General features: G+C 72.7%; 14 protein-coding genes. 11 read left to right on the top strand and 3 right to left on the bottom strand.

Translation table 11 applies throughout. The annotated features are described in order from the left end of the window. The first annotated feature begins 259 nt into the window (after positions 1 to 259). The 3 genes from ABTZ99_RS20765 to cutA all read left to right on the top strand — a co-directional run bounded on the left by ABTZ99_RS20765 (position 260) and on the right by cutA (position 4,265). The gene (locus ABTZ99_RS20765) at positions 260 to 2,854 is read left to right on the top strand and encodes a beta-glucosidase family protein (RefSeq protein WP_498775736.1); all 2,595 of its coding nucleotides are present in this window, start codon (positions 260 to 262) and stop codon (positions 2,852 to 2,854) included. 1 nt (position 2,855) lies between these two features. Further along, the gene (locus ABTZ99_RS20760; RefSeq protein ID WP_498775738.1) at positions 2,856 to 3,854 is read left to right on the top strand and encodes a LacI family DNA-binding transcriptional regulator; all 999 of its coding nucleotides are present in this window, start codon (positions 2,856 to 2,858) and stop codon (positions 3,852 to 3,854) included. Between the two features lie 81 nt (positions 3,855 to 3,935). Continuing rightward, a complete protein-coding gene (cutA, locus tag ABTZ99_RS20755) occupies positions 3,936 to 4,265 on the top strand; it encodes a divalent-cation tolerance protein CutA (protein WP_498775740.1) in 330 nt (109 codons plus the stop codon). 39 nt (positions 4,266 to 4,304) lie between these two features. Here cutA and ABTZ99_RS20750 read toward each other — a convergent pair whose 3' ends face one another. Continuing rightward, the gene (locus ABTZ99_RS20750; protein ID WP_498775742.1) at positions 4,305 to 5,882 is read right to left on the bottom strand and encodes an alanine/glycine:cation symporter family protein; all 1,578 of its coding nucleotides are present in this window, start codon (positions 5,880 to 5,882) and stop codon (positions 4,305 to 4,307) included. 320 nt (positions 5,883 to 6,202) lie between these two features. Here ABTZ99_RS20750 and ABTZ99_RS20745 point away from each other — a divergent pair, with 320 nt between their 5' ends. Next, positions 6,203 to 6,559, top strand: a complete 357-nt coding sequence (locus tag ABTZ99_RS20745) for an ester cyclase (RefSeq protein ID WP_499613059.1) — start codon at positions 6,203 to 6,205, stop codon at positions 6,557 to 6,559. A gap of 17 nt (positions 6,560 to 6,576) precedes the next feature. On the opposite strand, the gene ABTZ99_RS20740 is transcribed toward ABTZ99_RS20745, so the two are convergent. Beyond that, a complete protein-coding gene (locus ABTZ99_RS20740; protein WP_499613056.1) occupies positions 6,577 to 7,467 on the bottom strand; it encodes an NmrA/HSCARG family protein in 891 nt (296 codons plus the stop codon). Positions 7,468 to 7,565: 98 nt separating this feature from the next. On the opposite strand from ABTZ99_RS20740, the gene ABTZ99_RS20735 reads away from it, so the two are divergent. Beyond that, a complete protein-coding gene (locus tag ABTZ99_RS20735; protein ID WP_499613053.1) occupies positions 7,566 to 8,108 on the top strand; it encodes a TetR/AcrR family transcriptional regulator in 543 nt (180 codons plus the stop codon). A gap of 12 nt (positions 8,109 to 8,120) precedes the next feature. On the opposite strand, the gene ABTZ99_RS20730 is transcribed toward ABTZ99_RS20735, so the two are convergent. Then, positions 8,121 to 10,763, bottom strand: a complete 2,643-nt coding sequence (locus ABTZ99_RS20730) for an FAD-binding and (Fe-S)-binding domain-containing protein (RefSeq protein WP_499613050.1) — start codon at positions 10,761 to 10,763, stop codon at positions 8,121 to 8,123. Positions 10,764 to 10,856: 93 nt separating this feature from the next. On the opposite strand from ABTZ99_RS20730, the gene fabG reads away from it, so the two are divergent. The 6 genes from fabG to ABTZ99_RS20700 all read left to right on the top strand — a co-directional run bounded on the left by fabG (position 10,857) and on the right by ABTZ99_RS20700 (position 17,069). Continuing rightward, positions 10,857 to 11,561 (top strand): 3-oxoacyl-ACP reductase FabG, encoded by a 705-nt coding sequence (fabG, locus tag ABTZ99_RS20725; RefSeq protein ID WP_498775752.1) that lies wholly within the window; start codon positions 10,857 to 10,859, stop codon positions 11,559 to 11,561. 76 nt (positions 11,562 to 11,637) lie between these two features. Then, complete coding sequence (gene fabI / locus ABTZ99_RS20720) at positions 11,638 to 12,405, top strand: enoyl-ACP reductase FabI (RefSeq protein WP_498775754.1); 768 nt, start codon at positions 11,638 to 11,640, stop codon at positions 12,403 to 12,405. Positions 12,406 to 12,483: 78 nt separating this feature from the next. Continuing rightward, on the top strand, positions 12,484 to 13,512 hold the full coding sequence (locus ABTZ99_RS20715; protein ID WP_499613047.1) for a ferrochelatase: 1,029 nt from the start codon (positions 12,484 to 12,486) through the stop codon (positions 13,510 to 13,512). Next, a complete protein-coding gene (locus ABTZ99_RS20710; RefSeq protein WP_498775758.1) occupies positions 13,509 to 13,982 on the top strand; it encodes a YcxB family protein in 474 nt (157 codons plus the stop codon). Before ABTZ99_RS20715 ends, ABTZ99_RS20710 begins: the two co-directional genes overlap by 4 nt. A gap of 32 nt (positions 13,983 to 14,014) precedes the next feature. Beyond that, a complete protein-coding gene (locus ABTZ99_RS20705) occupies positions 14,015 to 14,812 on the top strand; it encodes an Rv1486c family protein (protein WP_498775760.1) in 798 nt (265 codons plus the stop codon). 427 nt (positions 14,813 to 15,239) lie between these two features. After that, complete coding sequence (locus ABTZ99_RS20700; RefSeq protein ID WP_499613043.1) at positions 15,240 to 17,069, top strand: glycoside hydrolase family 6 protein; 1,830 nt, start codon at positions 15,240 to 15,242, stop codon at positions 17,067 to 17,069. Positions 17,070 to 17,142: the final 73 nt, after the last annotated feature.

The following is a 17,142-nucleotide window of genomic DNA, read 5'->3' as shown; positions in this document are numbered from 1 at the left end:
CGCCGACACCCCCCTCACGACGTGGTGAGGGGGGTGTTCGGCGTGTCCCGGGACGTCGCGATCGTCGACCGCGTCCGGACGTGGGCCTCGCCGGCGGAACGACCTTCGAACTTCGGTGTTGACTCCGGCGAGAGAGCTGTGCCACATTTCTGGCACCCCGCCCCGCTGACCTCGGTCGGCGGCGTTGTCGCAGCGATCGAAACGATTCGATTCAGTGAGCTGCACCTTCGAACAATTCGACGAGCGCGAGAGGTGTGCCGTGGACCCGCTGCCGTTCCGCGACCCGGGTCTGCCGGTCGAGGACAGGGTGACCGACCTGCTCGGCCGGCTGACCGACGAGGAGAAGGTGGCGCTGCTGCACCAGCACCAGCCCGCCGTGCCGAGACTGGGGTTGGCGGCGTTCCACACGGGCATGGAGGTGCTGCACGGCGTCGCGTGGAACGGCGTGGCGACCGTGTTCCCGCAAGCGGTCGGGCTGGGTTCCTCGTGGGACACCGAGCTCGTGCGGCGGGTCGGCGAGGCCGTCGGCGTGGAGGCGCGGGGCTTCCACCACCGGGACCCGGTCGCGCACGGGCTGAACGTGTGGGCGCCGGTGGTGAACCCGTTGCGCGACCCGCGCTGGGGCCGCAACGAGGAGGGCTACTCCGAGGACCCGACGCTGACCGCCGCGATGGGCACGGCGTACGCGAGCGGTCTGCGCGGCGACCACCCGCGCTACCTGCGGACAGCGCCGACGTTGAAGCACTTCCTGGGCTACAACAACGAGGACGACCGCTGCGTCACCTCGTCCGACCTCCGGCCGAGGGTGCTGCACGAGTACGAGCTGCCGTGCTTCCGGGGCCCGGTCGAGGCGGGCGCGGCGGTGGCGGTGATGCCGTCGTACAACCTGGTCAACGGCCGTCCCGCGCACCTGAGCCCGTTGATCGAGCAGGAGTTGCGGACGTGGGCGCCGGACGGTCTCGCGGTCGTCAGCGACGCCTACGCGCCCTCGAACGTGGCCGGGTTGCAGGCGTACCTGCCGACGCAGGCCGAGGGGCACGCGGCGTTGCTGAACGCGGGCCTGGACAGCTTCACCGACCAGGACGCCGACCCGACGTTGACGGTCGAGAGCGTCACCACGGCGATCAAGGACGGCCTGCTGGACCGGGCGGTGGTGGAGCGGGCCGTGGGCCGGGTGCTCGCGCTGCGGTTCCGGCTCGGCGAGTTCGACCCCGCGCCCGGGGACCGGGACGACCCGGCGGACGTCAACCCCTACCGGGCCATCACCTCCGACGTGATCGGCACGCACGGCGGGCTGGCGCTGGAAGCCGCGCGGCAGGCGGTCGTGCTGCTGCGCAACGAGTCCGCGCTGCCGTTGGCGCGCGGCACGAAGCTGGCCGTCATCGGCACGCACGCGGACGCGGTGTTCGAGGACTGGTACAGCGGCACCCCGCCGTACCAGGTGACCGTCCGAAGGGGACTGGAGGAGTTCGCCTCCTCCGTCGCCTACGTCGAGGGGGTCGACCGGATCGCGCTGCGCGCGGCGGACGGCCGCTACCTCGGCGTGCGCGGCGGCGTCGTGGGCCTGGGGGAGCGGGCGCTGTTCGACCGCTTCGACTGGGGCGACGGCGTGTGGACGTTGCGGGACGTGGGTTCCCGCCGCTACCTGGGCGTGGCGGAGGACGGCTCGCTGGTCGCCACGGCCGCGACGCCGGGCGGCTGGGACGTGCGCGAGCTGTTCGAGCCCAGGCTCACCGACGGCGGTGTGGTGCTGCGCAACACCGTCGGCGGAGACGACGACCCGGCAACGCTGGACGGCAGCGGTGCTCGACTGGACAGCACCCCCTTCGAGATCGAACGCGTGGTGGACGGGATCGCCGCCGCCGCGGAGGTCGCCGCGCGGGCCGACACCGTCGTGCTGGTGCTGGGCAACGACCCGCACATCAACGGCCGCGAGACCGAGGACCGCACCACGCTGCGCCTGCCGTCGCTCGACCTGGTGCGCGCGGTGCGGGAGGCGAACCCGAACACGGTGCTGGTGCTCGTGAGCAGCTACCCGTACGCGCTGGACGGCGAGGAGGAGCACCTGCCGGGCATCGTGTGGACCGCGCACGGCGGGCAGGAGCAGGGCCGGGCGGTCGCGGAGGCGTTGTTCGGCGCGTTCTCCCCGTCGGGCAGGCTCACCCAGACCTGGTACCGGTCCGACGACGACCTGCCGGACATCTTCGACTACGACATCATCCGGGCCGGCGCCACGTACCTGTACTTCACCGGCGAGCCGCTGTTCCCGTTCGGCCACGGCCTGTCCTACACCGAGTTCGAGTACTCCGACCTCACGTGGGCCGACGGCGTCGCCACGGTCTCGGTCACGAACACCGGTGACGTCGCGGGCGCGGAAGTCGTGCAGCTGTACGCCGCGGCGCTCGACTCGCGGGTGCGGCTGCCGGTGCGCAGGCTCCAGTCGTTCCACCGGGTCCACCTCGAGCCGGGCGGGACGGCGGTGGTCGAGCTGCGGTCGGACCAGCTGTGGCACTGGGACGTCGTCACCGGCCGCCGGGTGGTCGAGGCCGGTCGGTACGAGCTGCTGGCCGGGGCGTCCTCGCGGGACGTCCGGGCCCGGCTGCTGGTCGACGTGCCGGGGGAGGTGCTCGTGCCGCGCACGGGTGCGTTGCCCGCCTTGGACTTCGACGACTGCGACGGCGTGCGACTCGTGGACGACGAGGTCGTGTTCACCCGCGAGGGCGCGTGGATCTCCTTCGAGGACGTGACACCCGGGTCGCGGTCCGCGCCACCGGGCACCCGGATCTCGGTCGACGGCACGTCGCTGGTGCTCACCGCCGACACGGCCGGCGTGCGCGTGCGGGAGGTGCGCTGACGTGGTCACCATCGCCGACGTCGCGCGGCACGCCGGGGTCGCGCCCAGCACCGTGTCCTACGTGCTCACCGGCCGCCGCTCGATCTCCACGGCCACCAAGGCGAGGGTCGAGGCGAGCGTGCGGGCGCTGGGCTACCACCCGCACGCGGGCGCCAGGTCGCTGGCCAGCAACCGCGCCAACGTGCTCGCGCTCGTGCTGCCGATGCGCGAGGGCATGCACATGCCGGTGCTGATGCAGTTCGTCGTCGCGGTCGCCAACGCGGCCCGCCGGCACGACCACGACGTGCTGCTGGTGACCGCGGACCAGGGCGCGGCGGGCCTGCGCCGGGTGGCGGGCAGCGCCCAGGTCGACGGGCTGCTCGTGATGGACGTGGAGATGCACGACGAGCGCGTGCCCGTGCTGCGGGACCTGGACCGGCCGTCGGTGCTGATCGGCTTCCCCGCCGACGCGGCCGGGTTGACGTGCGTGGACCTGGACTTCGCCGAGGCGGGTTCGCGGTGCGTGGACCACCTGGCCGACCTCGGGCACACCTACGTGGCGCTGGTCGGCGCGCCGCGCGCGGTCTACCAGCGCGACACCGGTTTCGCGCACCGGACCATGGCCGGGTTCAGCGCGGCGGCGATGCGGCGCGGCGTCTCCTCGACCACGCTGCCCACGGAGACCGACCACGAGTCGGTGCGCGCGGCCATCACCGGCCTGCTGGAGCGCCACCCCGCGGTGACGGGCCTGGTGGTGCACAACGAGGCCGCGTTGCCGTCGGTGGTCGAGGTGCTGCGGTCGCTGGGCCGCAAGGTGCCCGACGACATCGCCGTGATCGCGATCTGCCCGGACGACCAGGCCGAACGGCTGACACCGGCGCTGACCTCGGTGGCCGTGCCCGCCGAGCAGTTGGGCCACCACGCGGTGGCGCTGCTGATGGCCAAGCTGGACCGGACACCGACCCCGCCGCTGACGTTACTGCCCCCGAGGCTGACCGAACGGGCCAGCACGACCCGCTGACGGCCGCCCGTCCGCGATCGGCTCGGCGACGCCCGGGAAGTCGGGCGTCGCCGACGTGCCGCCGCCGCTACCCTCCGGTGGATGAGCGACAACCACGTCGTGGTCATCACCACCACCGACAGCGAGGACGCGGCCGGCGCGTTGGCGAAGGCGATCGTGGGGGCGCGGCTCGCGGCGTGCGTGCAGATCAGCGGCCCGGTCCGCAGCGTCTACCGGTGGGAGGGCGCGGTCAACGACGACCGCGAGTGGCAGCTCTGGATCAAGACCGCCTACGACCGGGTGGACGAGCTGACCGAGTTCGTGACGGCGCGGCACACCTACGACGTGCCCGAGGTGCTGGCCCTGCCCGTGCTCGGCGGCAACCCCGACTACCTGGCGTGGCTCACCGAGGAGACCCGACCGCCCACGTGACGGGTGGCGGCCCGCGCCCCGCGGACCGCCACCCGGTGTTCACCTGGTCTCGGTCGTCGCCCGAGCGCGTTCTTCGGCGCGTTCCGCGGCCAGCGACGCGCGGAACGCCTTCAGCTCCCGCTTGACCACCGGCGCGAGCAGGTACAGGCCGATGATGTTGAACAGCGCCAGCGTGAACAGCACCGCGTCGGCGAAGTCCAGCACGCTGCCCAGCGTGAGCACCGAGCCGACCACGATGAACGCGCAGAAGATCACCCGGTAGGCGGTCTCGCTGCCCTTGCTCTTGCCGAACAGGTAGACCCACGCCTTCTCGCCGTAGTAGCTCCACGTGATGATCGTGGACACGGCGAACAGGACGACGGCCACCGTCAGCACGTACGGGAACCACGGCAGCACGGTGCCGAAGGACTCCGAGGTGACCGTGACGCCGTCCGGGCGCGGTCCGCCCGCCGCGACCGTGGCCTGGGCGTCCTTCCAGAACTGGGTCTGCGCCACGACGATGGTCAACGCGGTCATCGTGCAGATGACCACGGTGTCGATGAACGGCTCGAGCAACGCCACGTAGCCCTCGGTCACCGGGCGGCGGGTCTTCACCGCGGAGTGCGCGATGGACGCCGAGCCGAGGCCGGCCTCGTTGGAGAACGCGGCCCGCTGGAACCCGACGATCAACGCGCCGACAGCGCCTCCCGCGACGCTGTCGGCGCTGAACGCGCCCGAGACGATCTGGCCGATCGCGTCCGGGATCGTGGTGACGTTCAGCAGGATGACGACGAGGCAGCCCGAGACGTAGAGGATCGCCATCGCGGGCACCAGCTTGCCGGTGACGCGGCCGATGGACTTGATGCCGCCGATGATGACCGCGCCGACGACCAGCGCCAGGACGATGCCGAAGACGAGCGCCGCGCCGTCGCCGCCGAGGAAGCCGTCCGCGCCGCCGGTCACCGAGCGGAGCTGCGCGAACGTCTGGTTGGCCTGGAACATGTTGCCGCCCGCGATCCCGAAGAACAGGATCATGATCGCGGCGCCGGCGGCGAGCACCCGGCCGACACCGCGCCCGGCCGCGTTGGGGAAGCGCTCCGCCAGGCCCTTGCGCAGGTAGTGCATGGGACCGCCGGACACCGAGCCGTCCGCGTGCACGTCCCTGTACTTCACGCCCAGCGTGCACTCGACGAACTTCGTGCACATGCCGAGCAGGCCGCACACGATCATCCAGAACGTCGCGCCCGCGCCGCCGATGGTCACCGCGACGCCGACACCGGCGATGTTGCCCAGGCCGACGGTGCCCGACACGGCCGAGCTGAGCGCCTGGAAGTGGCTGATCTCGCCGGGGTCGTCCGGCTTGCTGTGCTTGCCGCGCACGATCCGCAGCGCGGTGCCGAAACCGCGCAGCTGGATGACGCCGAAGTACGTGGTGAAGATCGCGGCGGCGAGCACCAGCCAGCCGACGATCCACGGGAACGTCACGCCGAAGACCGTGACCTCGGCGAAGATGAAGCCCGAGACGGCCTCCGAGACCGGCGTGAAGGCGTTGTTGATCACCTCCTCGACCGTGGACAGCGTGCCGCCCTCGGCGGCGAGGACGGTAGGCGGCGGTGGCAAGGGTGGACTTGTGGTCATGAGCGGGTAGTTGACCGGATGCGGTGAGTCCGGAGAAAGTGGACTTGAGCATTTCTTTAGGTTCGGTTCACCTCCGTGACCGACCGCGTGCACCGAACGCGGTGATCAGGTCCGCCCTCGGCCGCCCGCTCACCCGGCCGCCGCTCACCCGGCCGCCGCTCACCCGGCCGCCGCTCACCCGGCCGCCGCTCACCCGGCCGCCGCTCACCCGGCCGCCGCTCACCCCGGCCGAAGCCGACCGCCTGCCCACCCCGCCCGGCCTCCGCCCTCACGTGACGTCCGGGCGGTTTGGCGGGTCGGTCCCGGGTCACCCCTCGGGCATGGCCTCGACCCCAGCCCACGACCTGTACCGGCGGTGGCTCGACGAGCTGTGGAACGGCGGCCCCGAGGCCGCCGAGCGGCTGGTCGGCGCGGACTTCGTCGGGCACTGGCCCGACCGCGACGTGACCGGACCCGCCGAGCTCGCCGCCGTCGTCGGCGAGACCCACGCGATGTTCACCGACCTGTCCTTCACCCTCGACGTCGGCCCCATAGTCGAAGGCGACCTCGTCGCGGCCCGCTGGACCGGCCGGGGCCGGACCGCGGACGGCCAGGCGAGCTTCCTCGGCAACGACATCCTGCGGGTCCGGGACGGCCTGTTCGTCGAGTACTGGGTCGCCACCCGGGCGCGGAGCTGACGACCGCCCGGCGCGGCTCACCGCGGCGGCCGACCGTCCAGGAACGCCGTGATCAGCGCGGCGCCGGTGGCGGCCAGCCAGGCGCGCAGGTCGAGCAGCCCGGGGCGCAGCCTGCGGGTGGCCGCGACGTCGGCTCGGTAGCCGCGCTCGTTCAGCCACTCGTTGGCGTGCGCGAAGTCCTCGCCGATCCGCCTGACGGCCTCGATCGGGACCTGCTCGTAGGGCAGCTCGCGCCCGGTGGCCGCCGAGATCGCGGCGGCGATCCCGACCGGCGTGACCTCGTCCCCGGCCAGGTCCTGCGCGCGGCCGATCCACTCGTGCGGCTCGGCGAACGCCGTCGCGACGAACGCGGCCACGTCGTCCACCGCGATGAGCTGCTGCGGCACGTGCGGCGCGAGGCCGGTGGACACCGTGCCGCCCCGCAGGGCGTAACCGCCGGTGAAGTTCTCCATGAACGACACCGGGCGCAGGACCGTGGCGGGCAGGCCGAGGGCGGCGACGTGCCGTTCGATCCGGTGCTTGCTGACGACGTTGACCGGCAGCACCTCGGTGGCGTGGCGGCCCGCGCCGGCCACCGAGCTGAACACGAAGTGCCCGACACCGGCTTTCCGGGCGGCTTCGGCGACGTTGACGCCCCAGCGGACCTCGTCGTCGGCGCCGAACCCCGGCGGGGTGCCGGGCGAGCCGACCGTCGGCTGCACGCTGAACACCCCGTGCGCGCCGTCCATCGCGGCGACCAGCGAGTCCACGTCCTCCATGTCGGCGCGCACCAGCGGCGCCGGCGACCGCCCGGCCCTCGCCGGGTCGCGGGTCAGCGCGCGGACGCGCCACCCGTCCGCCAGCAGCCGTGCCGTCACCGCACGGCCCTGCGTGCCGGTCGCGCCGACCACCGCGATCGTCCTGTCCACAGTTCTCCTCCGTAACCGGGGTGGGCCCCCGTTTGCTGCCCGGTACGATATGGAGGACCACCCCACTTGGTCCAGTGCCTTTCGGGAGGAGCCGTCCGATGCGGGCCGACGCGCGCCGGAACCGGGAGCGGATCGTCGAGGTCGCCGGGGTCGCGATCGCCGAGCAGGGCGCGGACGCGTCGCTGGAGGAGATCGCCCGTCGGGCGGAGGTCGGGTCGGCCACCCTGCACCGGCACTTCCCGACCCGTCAGGCGCTGCTGGAAGCGGTGTTCACCGACCGGGTCGAGGCGTTGTGCGACCAGGCCCGCGCCCTGGCCGCCGACCTGGCCCCCGGACCCGCCCTGGTGGCCTGGCTGCGCGCGGTCGGCGGGCACGCGGCGGCGAACCGGGGCCTGGCCGCGTCACTGCTGCGCGGCGCGGACCCGTCCCTCGGCCGCACGTGCCACGCGATGATCACCGCGGCCGGTGACGGACTGCTGGCGGCGGCCCGCCGCGCGGGCGACGTGCGCGCCGACGTGCCGATCGTGGACCTGCTCAAGCTGGCCAACGCCGTCGCGCTGGCCGCGGAGGGCGAGCCCGGCGAAGCCGACCGCCTGCTCACCCTGGCGCTGACCGGCATCCACCCCGGGCCGCGACCGTGACCACCGAGCGGGTCAGATCCCCAGCCGCCGCCGGAGCAGGGTGGCCGTGTGCACGGGTTCGGCGTCCGACCCGTGCCGGACCTGCGTGCGGCAGCTGAAGCCGTCCGCCACGACCGCGGTGCCCGCGTCGGCGGCCCGCACGGCCGGGAACAGGGTCTGCTCGCCCACCGCCATCGACACGTCGTAGTGCCCGCGCTCGAAGCCGAAGTTGCCTGCCAGCCCGCAGCACCCCTCCAGCACCGACGCGCTCACCCCGGTCCTGGCCAGCAGCTCCCGGTCCGCGTCCAGGCCCAGCTCCGCGTACTGGTGGCAGTGCGGCTGCACGACCGCCCGCACGCCGTCGCCCGCCACCGGCTCCAGCAGCGGCGACACGTGCTCGGCGAACGTGCGCACCGACTCCGCCAGCCGCACCACGTCCGGGTCGTCGCCCGCCACCTCCAGCGCGTCGGACCGCAGGAACGCCGTGCAGCTCGGCTCCAGCCCCACCACCGGCACGCCGTCGCGCGTCCACGGCCGCAGCACGCGGGCCGTCCGCCGCACCACCCGCCGAGCCACGCCCACCTGGCCGGTGGAGAACCACGTCAACCCGCAGCACACCGCGCCCCGCGGCACCTCGACCGCCTGACCCGCGTGCCCGAGCACCGCCGCCGCGTCGAACCCGATCCCCGGCTCGAAGTGGTTGGTGAACGTGTCCGGGAACAGCAGCACCCGATCACCACCGCCACCACCGGCGAACCGCGACTGGAACGACCGCACCGGCGTCGGCAGCGGCCGTTCCGGCGCCACGCCGCCGAACCTCCCCAGCCGCGCGGTGAGCCCGTTCACCAGCCGCAACCGCAGCCACAGCGGCAACCAGCCCATCGAGTAGTGCGCCGCGGGCCGCACCCGTCCCCGGTAGTGGTGGTGCAGGAACTCCGCCTTGTAGGTGGCCATGTCCACGTCCACCGGGCAGTCCCGCTTGCACCCCTTGCAGCCCAGGCACAGGTCCAGCGCGTCGCGGACCTCCTCGGACCGCCACCCGCCGCGCACCACCTGGCCGCCGAGCATCTCGAACAACAGCCGCGCCCGCCCGCGCGTGGAGTGCTTCTCCTCCTTCGTCACCCGGTAGCTCGGGCACATCACCCCGCCGGAGGTGTTCAGGCACTTGCCCACGCCGACGCACCGCCGCGTCGCCGCCGCCAGGTCACCGCCGTCGGCGGGCAGCGCGAGCTTCGCCCTGGTCGGGATCACCGGTGGCGCGACCAGCACCCGCAGGTCCTCGTCCAGCTTCGCGGGCGCCACGATCCGGCCCGGGTTCATCCGGTTGTCCGGGTCGAACGCCGCCTTGAACCGCCCGAACGCCTCGATCGCGGCCGGCGGGTACATCCGGGGCAGCAGCTCCGAACGGGCCTGCCCGTCGCCGTGCTCGCCGGACAACGACCCGCCGTGCGCCACCACCAGGTCCGCCGCGTCCTCCAGGAACGACCGGTGCCCGCGCCGGAAGTCGAAGTCGATCCGCACGTGCAGGCAGCCCTCGCCGTAGTGCCCGTAAGTGACGCCGCGCCTGCCGTGCCCGGCCAGCAACGCGTCGAACTCCCGCAGGTAGGCGCCCAGCCGCTCGGGCGGCACGGCCGCGTCCTCCCACCCCGACCACGCCTCGCCGCCGTCGGCCATCCGCGTCGCCAGCCCCGCGCCGTCCTCCCTCACCCGCCACAGCGCGCGCTGCCGTGCCGGATCGGTCACCACCACCGAGTGCGGCGCGAGCGCGGCGGCCCGGTGCGCGACCGCGTCCTCCGCCGTCTCGACGAACAGCCAGCTCTCGCCGCGCGGCAGCAGCCGCCGGGACTCGCCGGCCGCCCGCGCCAGCTCGGCGTTGAGGCCCTCGATGGTGAGCACGTCCAGCTCGCGCAGCTGCGGGGCCAAATCGGCGGCGTCGTAGGGACCGTCGAAGCCGAGCACGGCCAGCACCCGGCGCGGCGGGGCCTGCACCAGCCGGACCGTCGCGCCGAGCACGGTCGCGCACGTGCCCTCCGAGCCGACCAGCGCCCTGGTCAGGTCCGGCAACGCGTCCAGCCGGTAGCCGGACACCCGGCGGTCCAGCGCGGGGAACCACGCCGGGTCCACCTCGGGCAGGTCGAGCGGCGGGGGAGTGCGGGTGTCGAACCGGCGGCCGTCGGCCAGCAGCACGTCGAGGGCGCGCACGTTGTCGCTGGTCTTGCCCCACGCCACGGAGTGCGCGCCGCACGCGTCGTTGCCGATCATGCCGCCGAGCGTGCAGCGCGAGTGGGTGGACGGGTCGGGCCCGAACACCAGCCCGTGCGGCCGGGCGGCGTCGTTGAGCCGGTCCAGCACCACGCCGGGCTGCACCACCGCGACCCGCTCGACCGGGTCCACCGAGATCACCCGGTCGAGGTACCGGGAGAAGTCGATCACCAGGCCGGCGCCCGCCGAGTTGCCCGCGATCGACGTGCCGGCGCCACGGTTCGTGATCGGCACGCCGTGCTCGACCGCCACCCCGACCGCCGCCACCACCCCGTCCACCGACCGGGGTCGCACGACGACCAGCGGCACGTGGCGGTAGTTGGACGCGTCGACGGAGTACAGCGCGCGGTCGCCGGGGTCGGCGAGCACGTCGCCGTCCACCGCGACCCGGAGGTGTTCGACGAAACCGGTCACCGCCCGATTGTGATCCACCCCCGGCCAATGGTGGCGTACTTAGGGGTAGGGGATAGCCTCGCCCCGCATCAACCAGCAGCGATGGGAGCAAGCGTGTCGAGGTCGGTTCTGGTCACCGGGGGCAACCGGGGCATCGGTCTGGCGATCGCGCGGGCGTTCGCGGCGCAGGGCGACAAGGTCGCGGTGACCCACCGCGGCTCCGGCGCGCCCGAGGGCCTGCTCGGCGTCAAGTGCGACGTGACCAGCTCCACCGAGGTGGACGCGGCGTTCGCCGAGGTCGAGGCCGCGCACGGGCCGGTCGAGGTGGTCGTGGCCAACGCGGGCATCACCGACGACACCCTCCTGCTGCGGATGACCGACGAGCAGTTCACCCGCGTCCTCGACGCCAACCTGACCGGCGCGTTCCGGGTCGCGCAGCGCGCGTCCAAGGGCATGCTGCGCAAGCGCTACGGCCGCATCGTGTTCATCTCGTCCGTGGTCGGCCTCGCGGGCGGCGCGGGCCAGGTCAACTACGCGGCCAGCAAGGCGGGCCTGGTGGGCGTCGCCCGGTCGATCGCCCGCGAGCTCGGCACGCGCAACATCACCGCGAACGTCGTCGCGCCCGGCTTCATCACCACGGACATGACCGACGCGCTGCCGGAGGACCGCAAGAAGCAGATCCTCGCCCAGGTGCCGTCGGGCCGCTACGGCACGACCGACGAGATCGCCGCCGCCGTCACCTTCCTGGCCTCCGACGCCGCCGCCTACATCACCGGCGCGGTGCTGCCGGTCGACGGCGGCCTCGGCATGGGCCACTGAACCGCCGACCCACTGTGCCGCCGAACCACTGGGCGGGCACCACTACCAAGCACAACACCTCGGAGGACGGGTTTCAGTGACGGGACTGCTCGAAGGCAAGCGGCTGCTGATCACCGGTGTGATCACGGACGCGTCGATCGCCTTCCACGTGGCCAAGGTCGCCCAGGAGCAGGGCGCCCAGGTCGTGCTCACCGGCTTCGGCCGGATGAGCCTCGTGGAGCGGATCGCCAAGCGCCTGCCGCAGGCCGCGCCGGTGGTCGAGCTCGACGTGCAGAACCAGGAGCACCTGGACACGTTGGCGGACCGGCTGCGCGAGCACGTGGACGGCCTGGACGGCGTGGTGCACGCGATCGGCTACGCCCCGCCGTCGTGCCTGGGCGCGCCCTTCATGGACGCGCCCTGGGAGGACGTGGCCACGGCCATGCACGTCTCGGCGTACTCCTACAAGTCGCTGGTGACCGCCACCCTGCCGCTGCTGGGCAGCGGCGCGTCGGTGGTCGGCCTCGACTTCGACGCCCGCCAGGTGTGGCCCGCCTACAACTGGATGGGCCCGACGAAGGCGGCGTTCGAGTCGATCAACCGCTACCTGGCCCGCGAGCTCGGCCCGAAGGGCATCCGGATCAACCTGGTCTCGGCGGGCCCCGTGCGCACCATGGCCGCCAAGTCGATCCCCGGCTTCCCGGCCCTGGAGGCCATGTGGGGCGAGAAGGCCCCGCTGGGCTGGAACGTGGACGACCCGGAGCCGGTCGCCAAGTCGGTGTGCGGGCTGCTGTCGGACTGGTTCCCGGCCACCACCGGCTCGATGGTGTTCGTCGACGGCGGCGTGCACTTCCTGGGGCTCTAGCGCACCACCGGGTCGGCGTGCGTTCGATCACGCCGACCCGGTTGTGCGGCCGCCGGGCGGCGGCGCGAGGATGTCGGGGTGAGTTACGACGCGCTGCTCTGGCTGTCCTTCGGCGGACCGGAAGGACCCGACGACGTCCGCCCCTTCCTCGAGAACGTGACCCGGGGCCGGGGCGTGCCGCCCGAGCGGTTGGACGAGGTCGAGCAGCACTACCAGCACTTCGGCGGCGTGTCGCCGATCAACGCGCTCAACCGCGCCGCGATCGAGGCCGTGCGCGGCCTGGTCGACCTGCCGATCTACTTCGGCAACCGCAACTGGCACCCGATGGTCGAGGACACGCTGGCCGAGATGAAGGCCGCCGGCGTCCGCCGCGCCCTCGTCTTCCCGACCAGCGCCTACGGCGGCTACTCGGCGTGCCGGCAGTACGACGAGGACATCCTGCGCGCGCGGGCGGCGGTCGAGGACGCGCCCGAGCTGGTCAAGCTGCGCCAGTTCTTCGACCACCCGCTGTTCGTGGCGTCGTTCGCGGACGCCGTGCGCGCCGCCGCGGCCCAGCTGCCCGGTGACGACTACCGGGTGGTGTTCACCGCGCACTCGGTGCCGGTGTCGGCCGACAAGGCCGCCGGACCGCCCGAGGACGGCGGCCACCTCTACTCCAGGCAGGTCGCCGAGGCGTCACGCCTGGTCGCCGAGGCCGTGGGGGCGGCCGACCACGACGTGGTGTGGCAGTCCCGGTCCGGCCCGCCGCAGGTCCCGTGGCTGGAACCGGACATCGTGGACCACCTGGACACCCTCTACGACAAGGGCGTGCGCAACGTGGTGGTGTGCCCGATCGGGTTCGTCAGCGATCACCTGGAAGTGGTGTGGGACCTCGACACCGAGGCCCGTGAGCGGGCGCAGGAGCTGGGCATGGGCTTCGCCCGCGCCGCCACGCCCAACGACGACCCCCGGTTCGCCGAACTGGTGGCGGAACTCGTCGCCGAGCACGTGGCGGACGCCCCGGCCCGCAAGCTCTCGGAGTTCCCGGCGCTGGGCTGCACGGTCGACGGCGCGTTCTGCGCCACGCGGTGCTGCGAGCCCGTGAAACGGCCGGGAGCGGGCCGGTGAGCGTGGACTTCAGCTGGTCGCCGCGGCCCGCCGACTGGCGTGACGCGCTGCGCACCTCCGTGCCGCTGTACCGGTGGGCGCCGTGGTTCGCCGCGGTGCTCGCCGTGCTGGGCGTCGTCGTGCTGGTGATGGGCATGACGTGGGCGGGCGTGTTCGGGCTCGTGCTCGCTGTGATCATCATCGCACTCGTCCCGGTGGGCACCGCGGTGAACTTTCACAACCACCCGCTGGCGGCCAAGGCGGTGACCGGCACGGCGGACGCGCACTCGTTGCGGATGTCCGTCGGCGAGGCCGCGCGCAGCGAGCTGAGCTGGGCCGAACTGCCCGGCTGGGTGGAGACGGCGCGGGGGTTCGTGCTGCGGACCGGCACGACCGCCGTGTACGCCGTGCCGCACCGCGCGTTCGCCGACGCCGAGGCGGTCGAGAAGTTCCGCTCCCTGCTGGTGGAACACGTCGGCCCGGCGGCCTGAGCCGGCGCAGGGCCCGCGTACCCTCGGTAGGCGTGTCTTGTGCGAGTGCGACGCTGGTCGTCTGGACGTCAGCCTGGCTGCATGGTGCGGCCGCGGCCGACGACGTCCTCGACGCCTTGGGGTTCTGGGCCGGTCTGCACGAAGTGGTGGCCGACGACGACGGCACCGCGACGGCGCTGGACCTGCCCGGCCCCGACGAGGCCCCGGTGGGCCCCGCGCTGCTGCTGGCGTCGTTGCGCCGCGCGTCCGCGACCACGGCCCGGCTGGTCATCCCCGTGCCCGGTGACGTGCGCGGGCTCGGCGCCAACGGTCCGCTCGGGAAGTCCGCGTTGCGCGCGGGCGAGGCCGCCGTGCTGCCCGAGGTCGGCGTGGGGCTGGTGCCGAAGCTGGTGGCCGACGGTGTCGTGCGGTGGACGGTGTTCGACCTGCCCGGCGCGCCGACCGGCGAGCACGTGCCGATCGGCGAGGCCGAGCACGGGCTGGCGTCGGCGATGCGCGAGGCGGCCACCGCGCTGGTGACGCTGGACGTGGCGCGGCACCGCCCGAACGTGCGGGCCGAGATCGCCGCGCTGTCCGCGGAGCACACGGCGCTGGAGTGGCCCGCCGGGATGCCGCCCCGCGCCCTGCGCGTGCTCCAGCGCGCCTCCGAGGTCGCCGCGATCCTCACCGTGGCGGCGTCGGACGCGCCGGGCGGAGCCGTGTCCGCGACCGCGACGAGGGCGCGGGACGAGGCGCTGCGGCCGTTGTCCGAGGCCGTGCGGCTGGCCCGGCTCGCCGCCGTGGACGAAGCCGTCCGGGTCCTTTCGGATCAGGGTGCCGGCCGCCATTAGGCGGCAGTCGTCGTCGAATATTCGACAGCTATTCGGTGACCATCGAAATGGATGAATGTCCGATCGTGGCACGGTGAATCGAATATTCGACGGCGAACGTACTCCCGAACCTCGCCGACTATCGGCCGAACAGGTGATCCGGGTGACGGCCATTCGCGCTCCGAATCGATTCCGGCCGAACGTGCGCGGCGAATCCTGACGGCGGTCGAAGCGCCATAAGGCCAGCTCAACAGGCCTGCGACAGGGTACGTGCCCGGGTATAGCGACGGATTATGTCCAGGTCAACCCCTCGTCAACACGAGGTGTCGTGCGTTACGGTACGTCTGGGAGCGCTCCCAGGAAGCTGTTTCGGTCTCGCGTCGAATCCCGATTCGGCGAATCGCTGGGAGCGCTCCCAGATGGCGGGTTGCTCGCAAGGAGGCGATGCATGAGTCTGCGCACATTCGTACGCTCCCGGAAACTGACCGGGGCATTGGCGGTGACCTCGGTGGCGGCACTGTCCGTTGCCGGGGTGGTGGCTTCGACCGCCACCGCCAACGCCGCACCCGGTTGTCGGGTGGCGTACCAGATCACGAACCAGTGGCAAGGCGGATTCGGCGCCAACGTCACGGTCACCAACCTGGGTGACGCCATTTCCGGCGGTTGGACGCTGGAGTGGGACTTCGCCGCCGGCCAGCGGGTCCAGCAGGGTTGGAACGGCACGTTCTCCCAGTCCGGGACGCGCGTGACGGTCCGCAACCCCTCTTGGGCCGGCAACCTCGGCACCGGCGCGTCGGTGACGCCCGGCTTCAACGGCTCGTGGACCGGGTCCAACCCGGTGCCCACGCAGTTCCGGCTGAACGGCACGGTGTGCACGGGGTCGATCGACACGACGACGACGACCACCACCACCACCAGCACGACCACGAGCACGACGACCAGCACCACGACCACGACCACCACCACGGGCAACAACCCGGGCGGTCCGAGGGTGGACAACCCGTACGTGGGCGCGGGCGTGTACGTCAACCCGCAGTGGTCGGCTCGCGCCGCCGCCGAGGCGGGTGGCTCGCGGATCGCGAACCAGCCCACCGCGGTGTGGCTGGACCGGACCAGCGCGATCGAGGGCAACGGCTCGCCCACGACCGGCAGCATGGGCCTGGCCGCCCACCTCGACGAGGCCGAGAAGCAGCGCGCCGCGCGTTCGGACGGCGAGCTGGTCTTCCAGTTCGTCGTCTACAACCTGCCCGGTCGCGACTGCGCCGCGCTGGCCTCCGCCGGTGAGCTGGGCCCGACAGAGATCGGTCGCTACAAGACCGAGTACATCGACAAGATCACGAGCATCGTCAGCAACCCGAAGTACTCGAAGCTGCGCATCGTCGCGGTCATCGAGATCGACTCGCTGCCGAACCTCGTCACCAACGTGTCCCCGCGTGCCACGGCCGTGCCGGCCTGCGACACGATGAAGGCGAACGGCAACTACGTCGAGGGCGTCTCGTACGCCGTCGGCAAGCTGGGTGACATCCCGAACGTCTACAACTACCTCGACTCCGGCCACCACGGCTGGATCGGGTGGGGCGACACGGTTCCCGAGTACGACAACTTCTACGCTTCGGCGAAGCAGTTCGCGGCGATCCTGGGCAAGAACGGCGCCACCAAGGAGAAGGTCCACGGCTTCGCCACCAACACGGCGAACTACTCCGCGCTGGAGGAGCCGTACTGGACGGTCGACGACCTGGTCGGCGGTCGCCCGGTGAAGGAGAACGCCAAGTGGGTCGACTGGAACGACTTCAACGGTGAGCTGGGCTTCGCCACGGCGATGCGCGCCGAGCTCGTCAAGCAGGGCTTCGACAGCAGCATCGGCATGCTGATCGACACCTCGCGCAACGGTTGGGGCGGCCCGAACCGGCCCACCGCGAAGTCGACCGCGACCACCGCGGACGCCTACGTGAACGAGTCGCGCATCGACCGCCGCTACCAGAAGGGCAACTGGTGCAACCAGGCCGGCGCCGGTCTGGGCGAGCGGCCCAAGGCCGCGCCGAAGCCGAGCATCGACGCCTACGTCTGGATCAAGCCGCCGGGCGAGTCCGACGGTGCGTCCAGCGAGATCCCGAACGACGAGGGCAAGCGCCTCGACCGGATGTGCGACCCGACCTACGGTGGCAACATCCGCAACGGCAACAACCCGTCGGGTGCTCTCGCCGACGCGCCGCTCTCGGGCCACTGGTTCTCGGCCCAGTTCCAGCAGCTCATGGCCAACGCCTACCCGGCGCTGTGACCACAGGCTGACCGGCACGACAACTGAACAGCTCTGCACACCGTAGGCGGCGCCCACCCCGGGCGTCGCCTAC

The organism is Actinosynnema sp. NPDC002837 (assembly GCF_040295345.1).
Taxonomy (GTDB): domain Bacteria; phylum Actinomycetota; class Actinomycetes; order Mycobacteriales; family Pseudonocardiaceae; genus Actinosynnema.
The sequence above is the reverse complement of the archived record's forward strand: the minus strand, read 5'-3'. Positions and strand labels throughout refer to the sequence as shown.

Coding starts and splice junctions, on each gene's coding strand:
- cutA (WP_498775740.1), top strand. CDS start 3,936: ATGAGCGACAACCACGTCGTGGTCATCACCACCACCGACAGCGAGGAC.
- ABTZ99_RS20750 (WP_498775742.1), bottom strand. CDS start 5,882: ATGACCACAAGTCCACCCTTGCCACCGCCGCCTACCGTCCTCGCCGCC.
- ABTZ99_RS20745 (WP_499613059.1), top strand. CDS start 6,203: ATGGCCTCGACCCCAGCCCACGACCTGTACCGGCGGTGGCTCGACGAG.
- ABTZ99_RS20735 (WP_499613053.1), top strand. CDS start 7,566: ATGCGGGCCGACGCGCGCCGGAACCGGGAGCGGATCGTCGAGGTCGCC.
- ABTZ99_RS20700 (WP_499613043.1), top strand. CDS start 15,240: ATGAGTCTGCGCACATTCGTACGCTCCCGGAAACTGACCGGGGCATTG.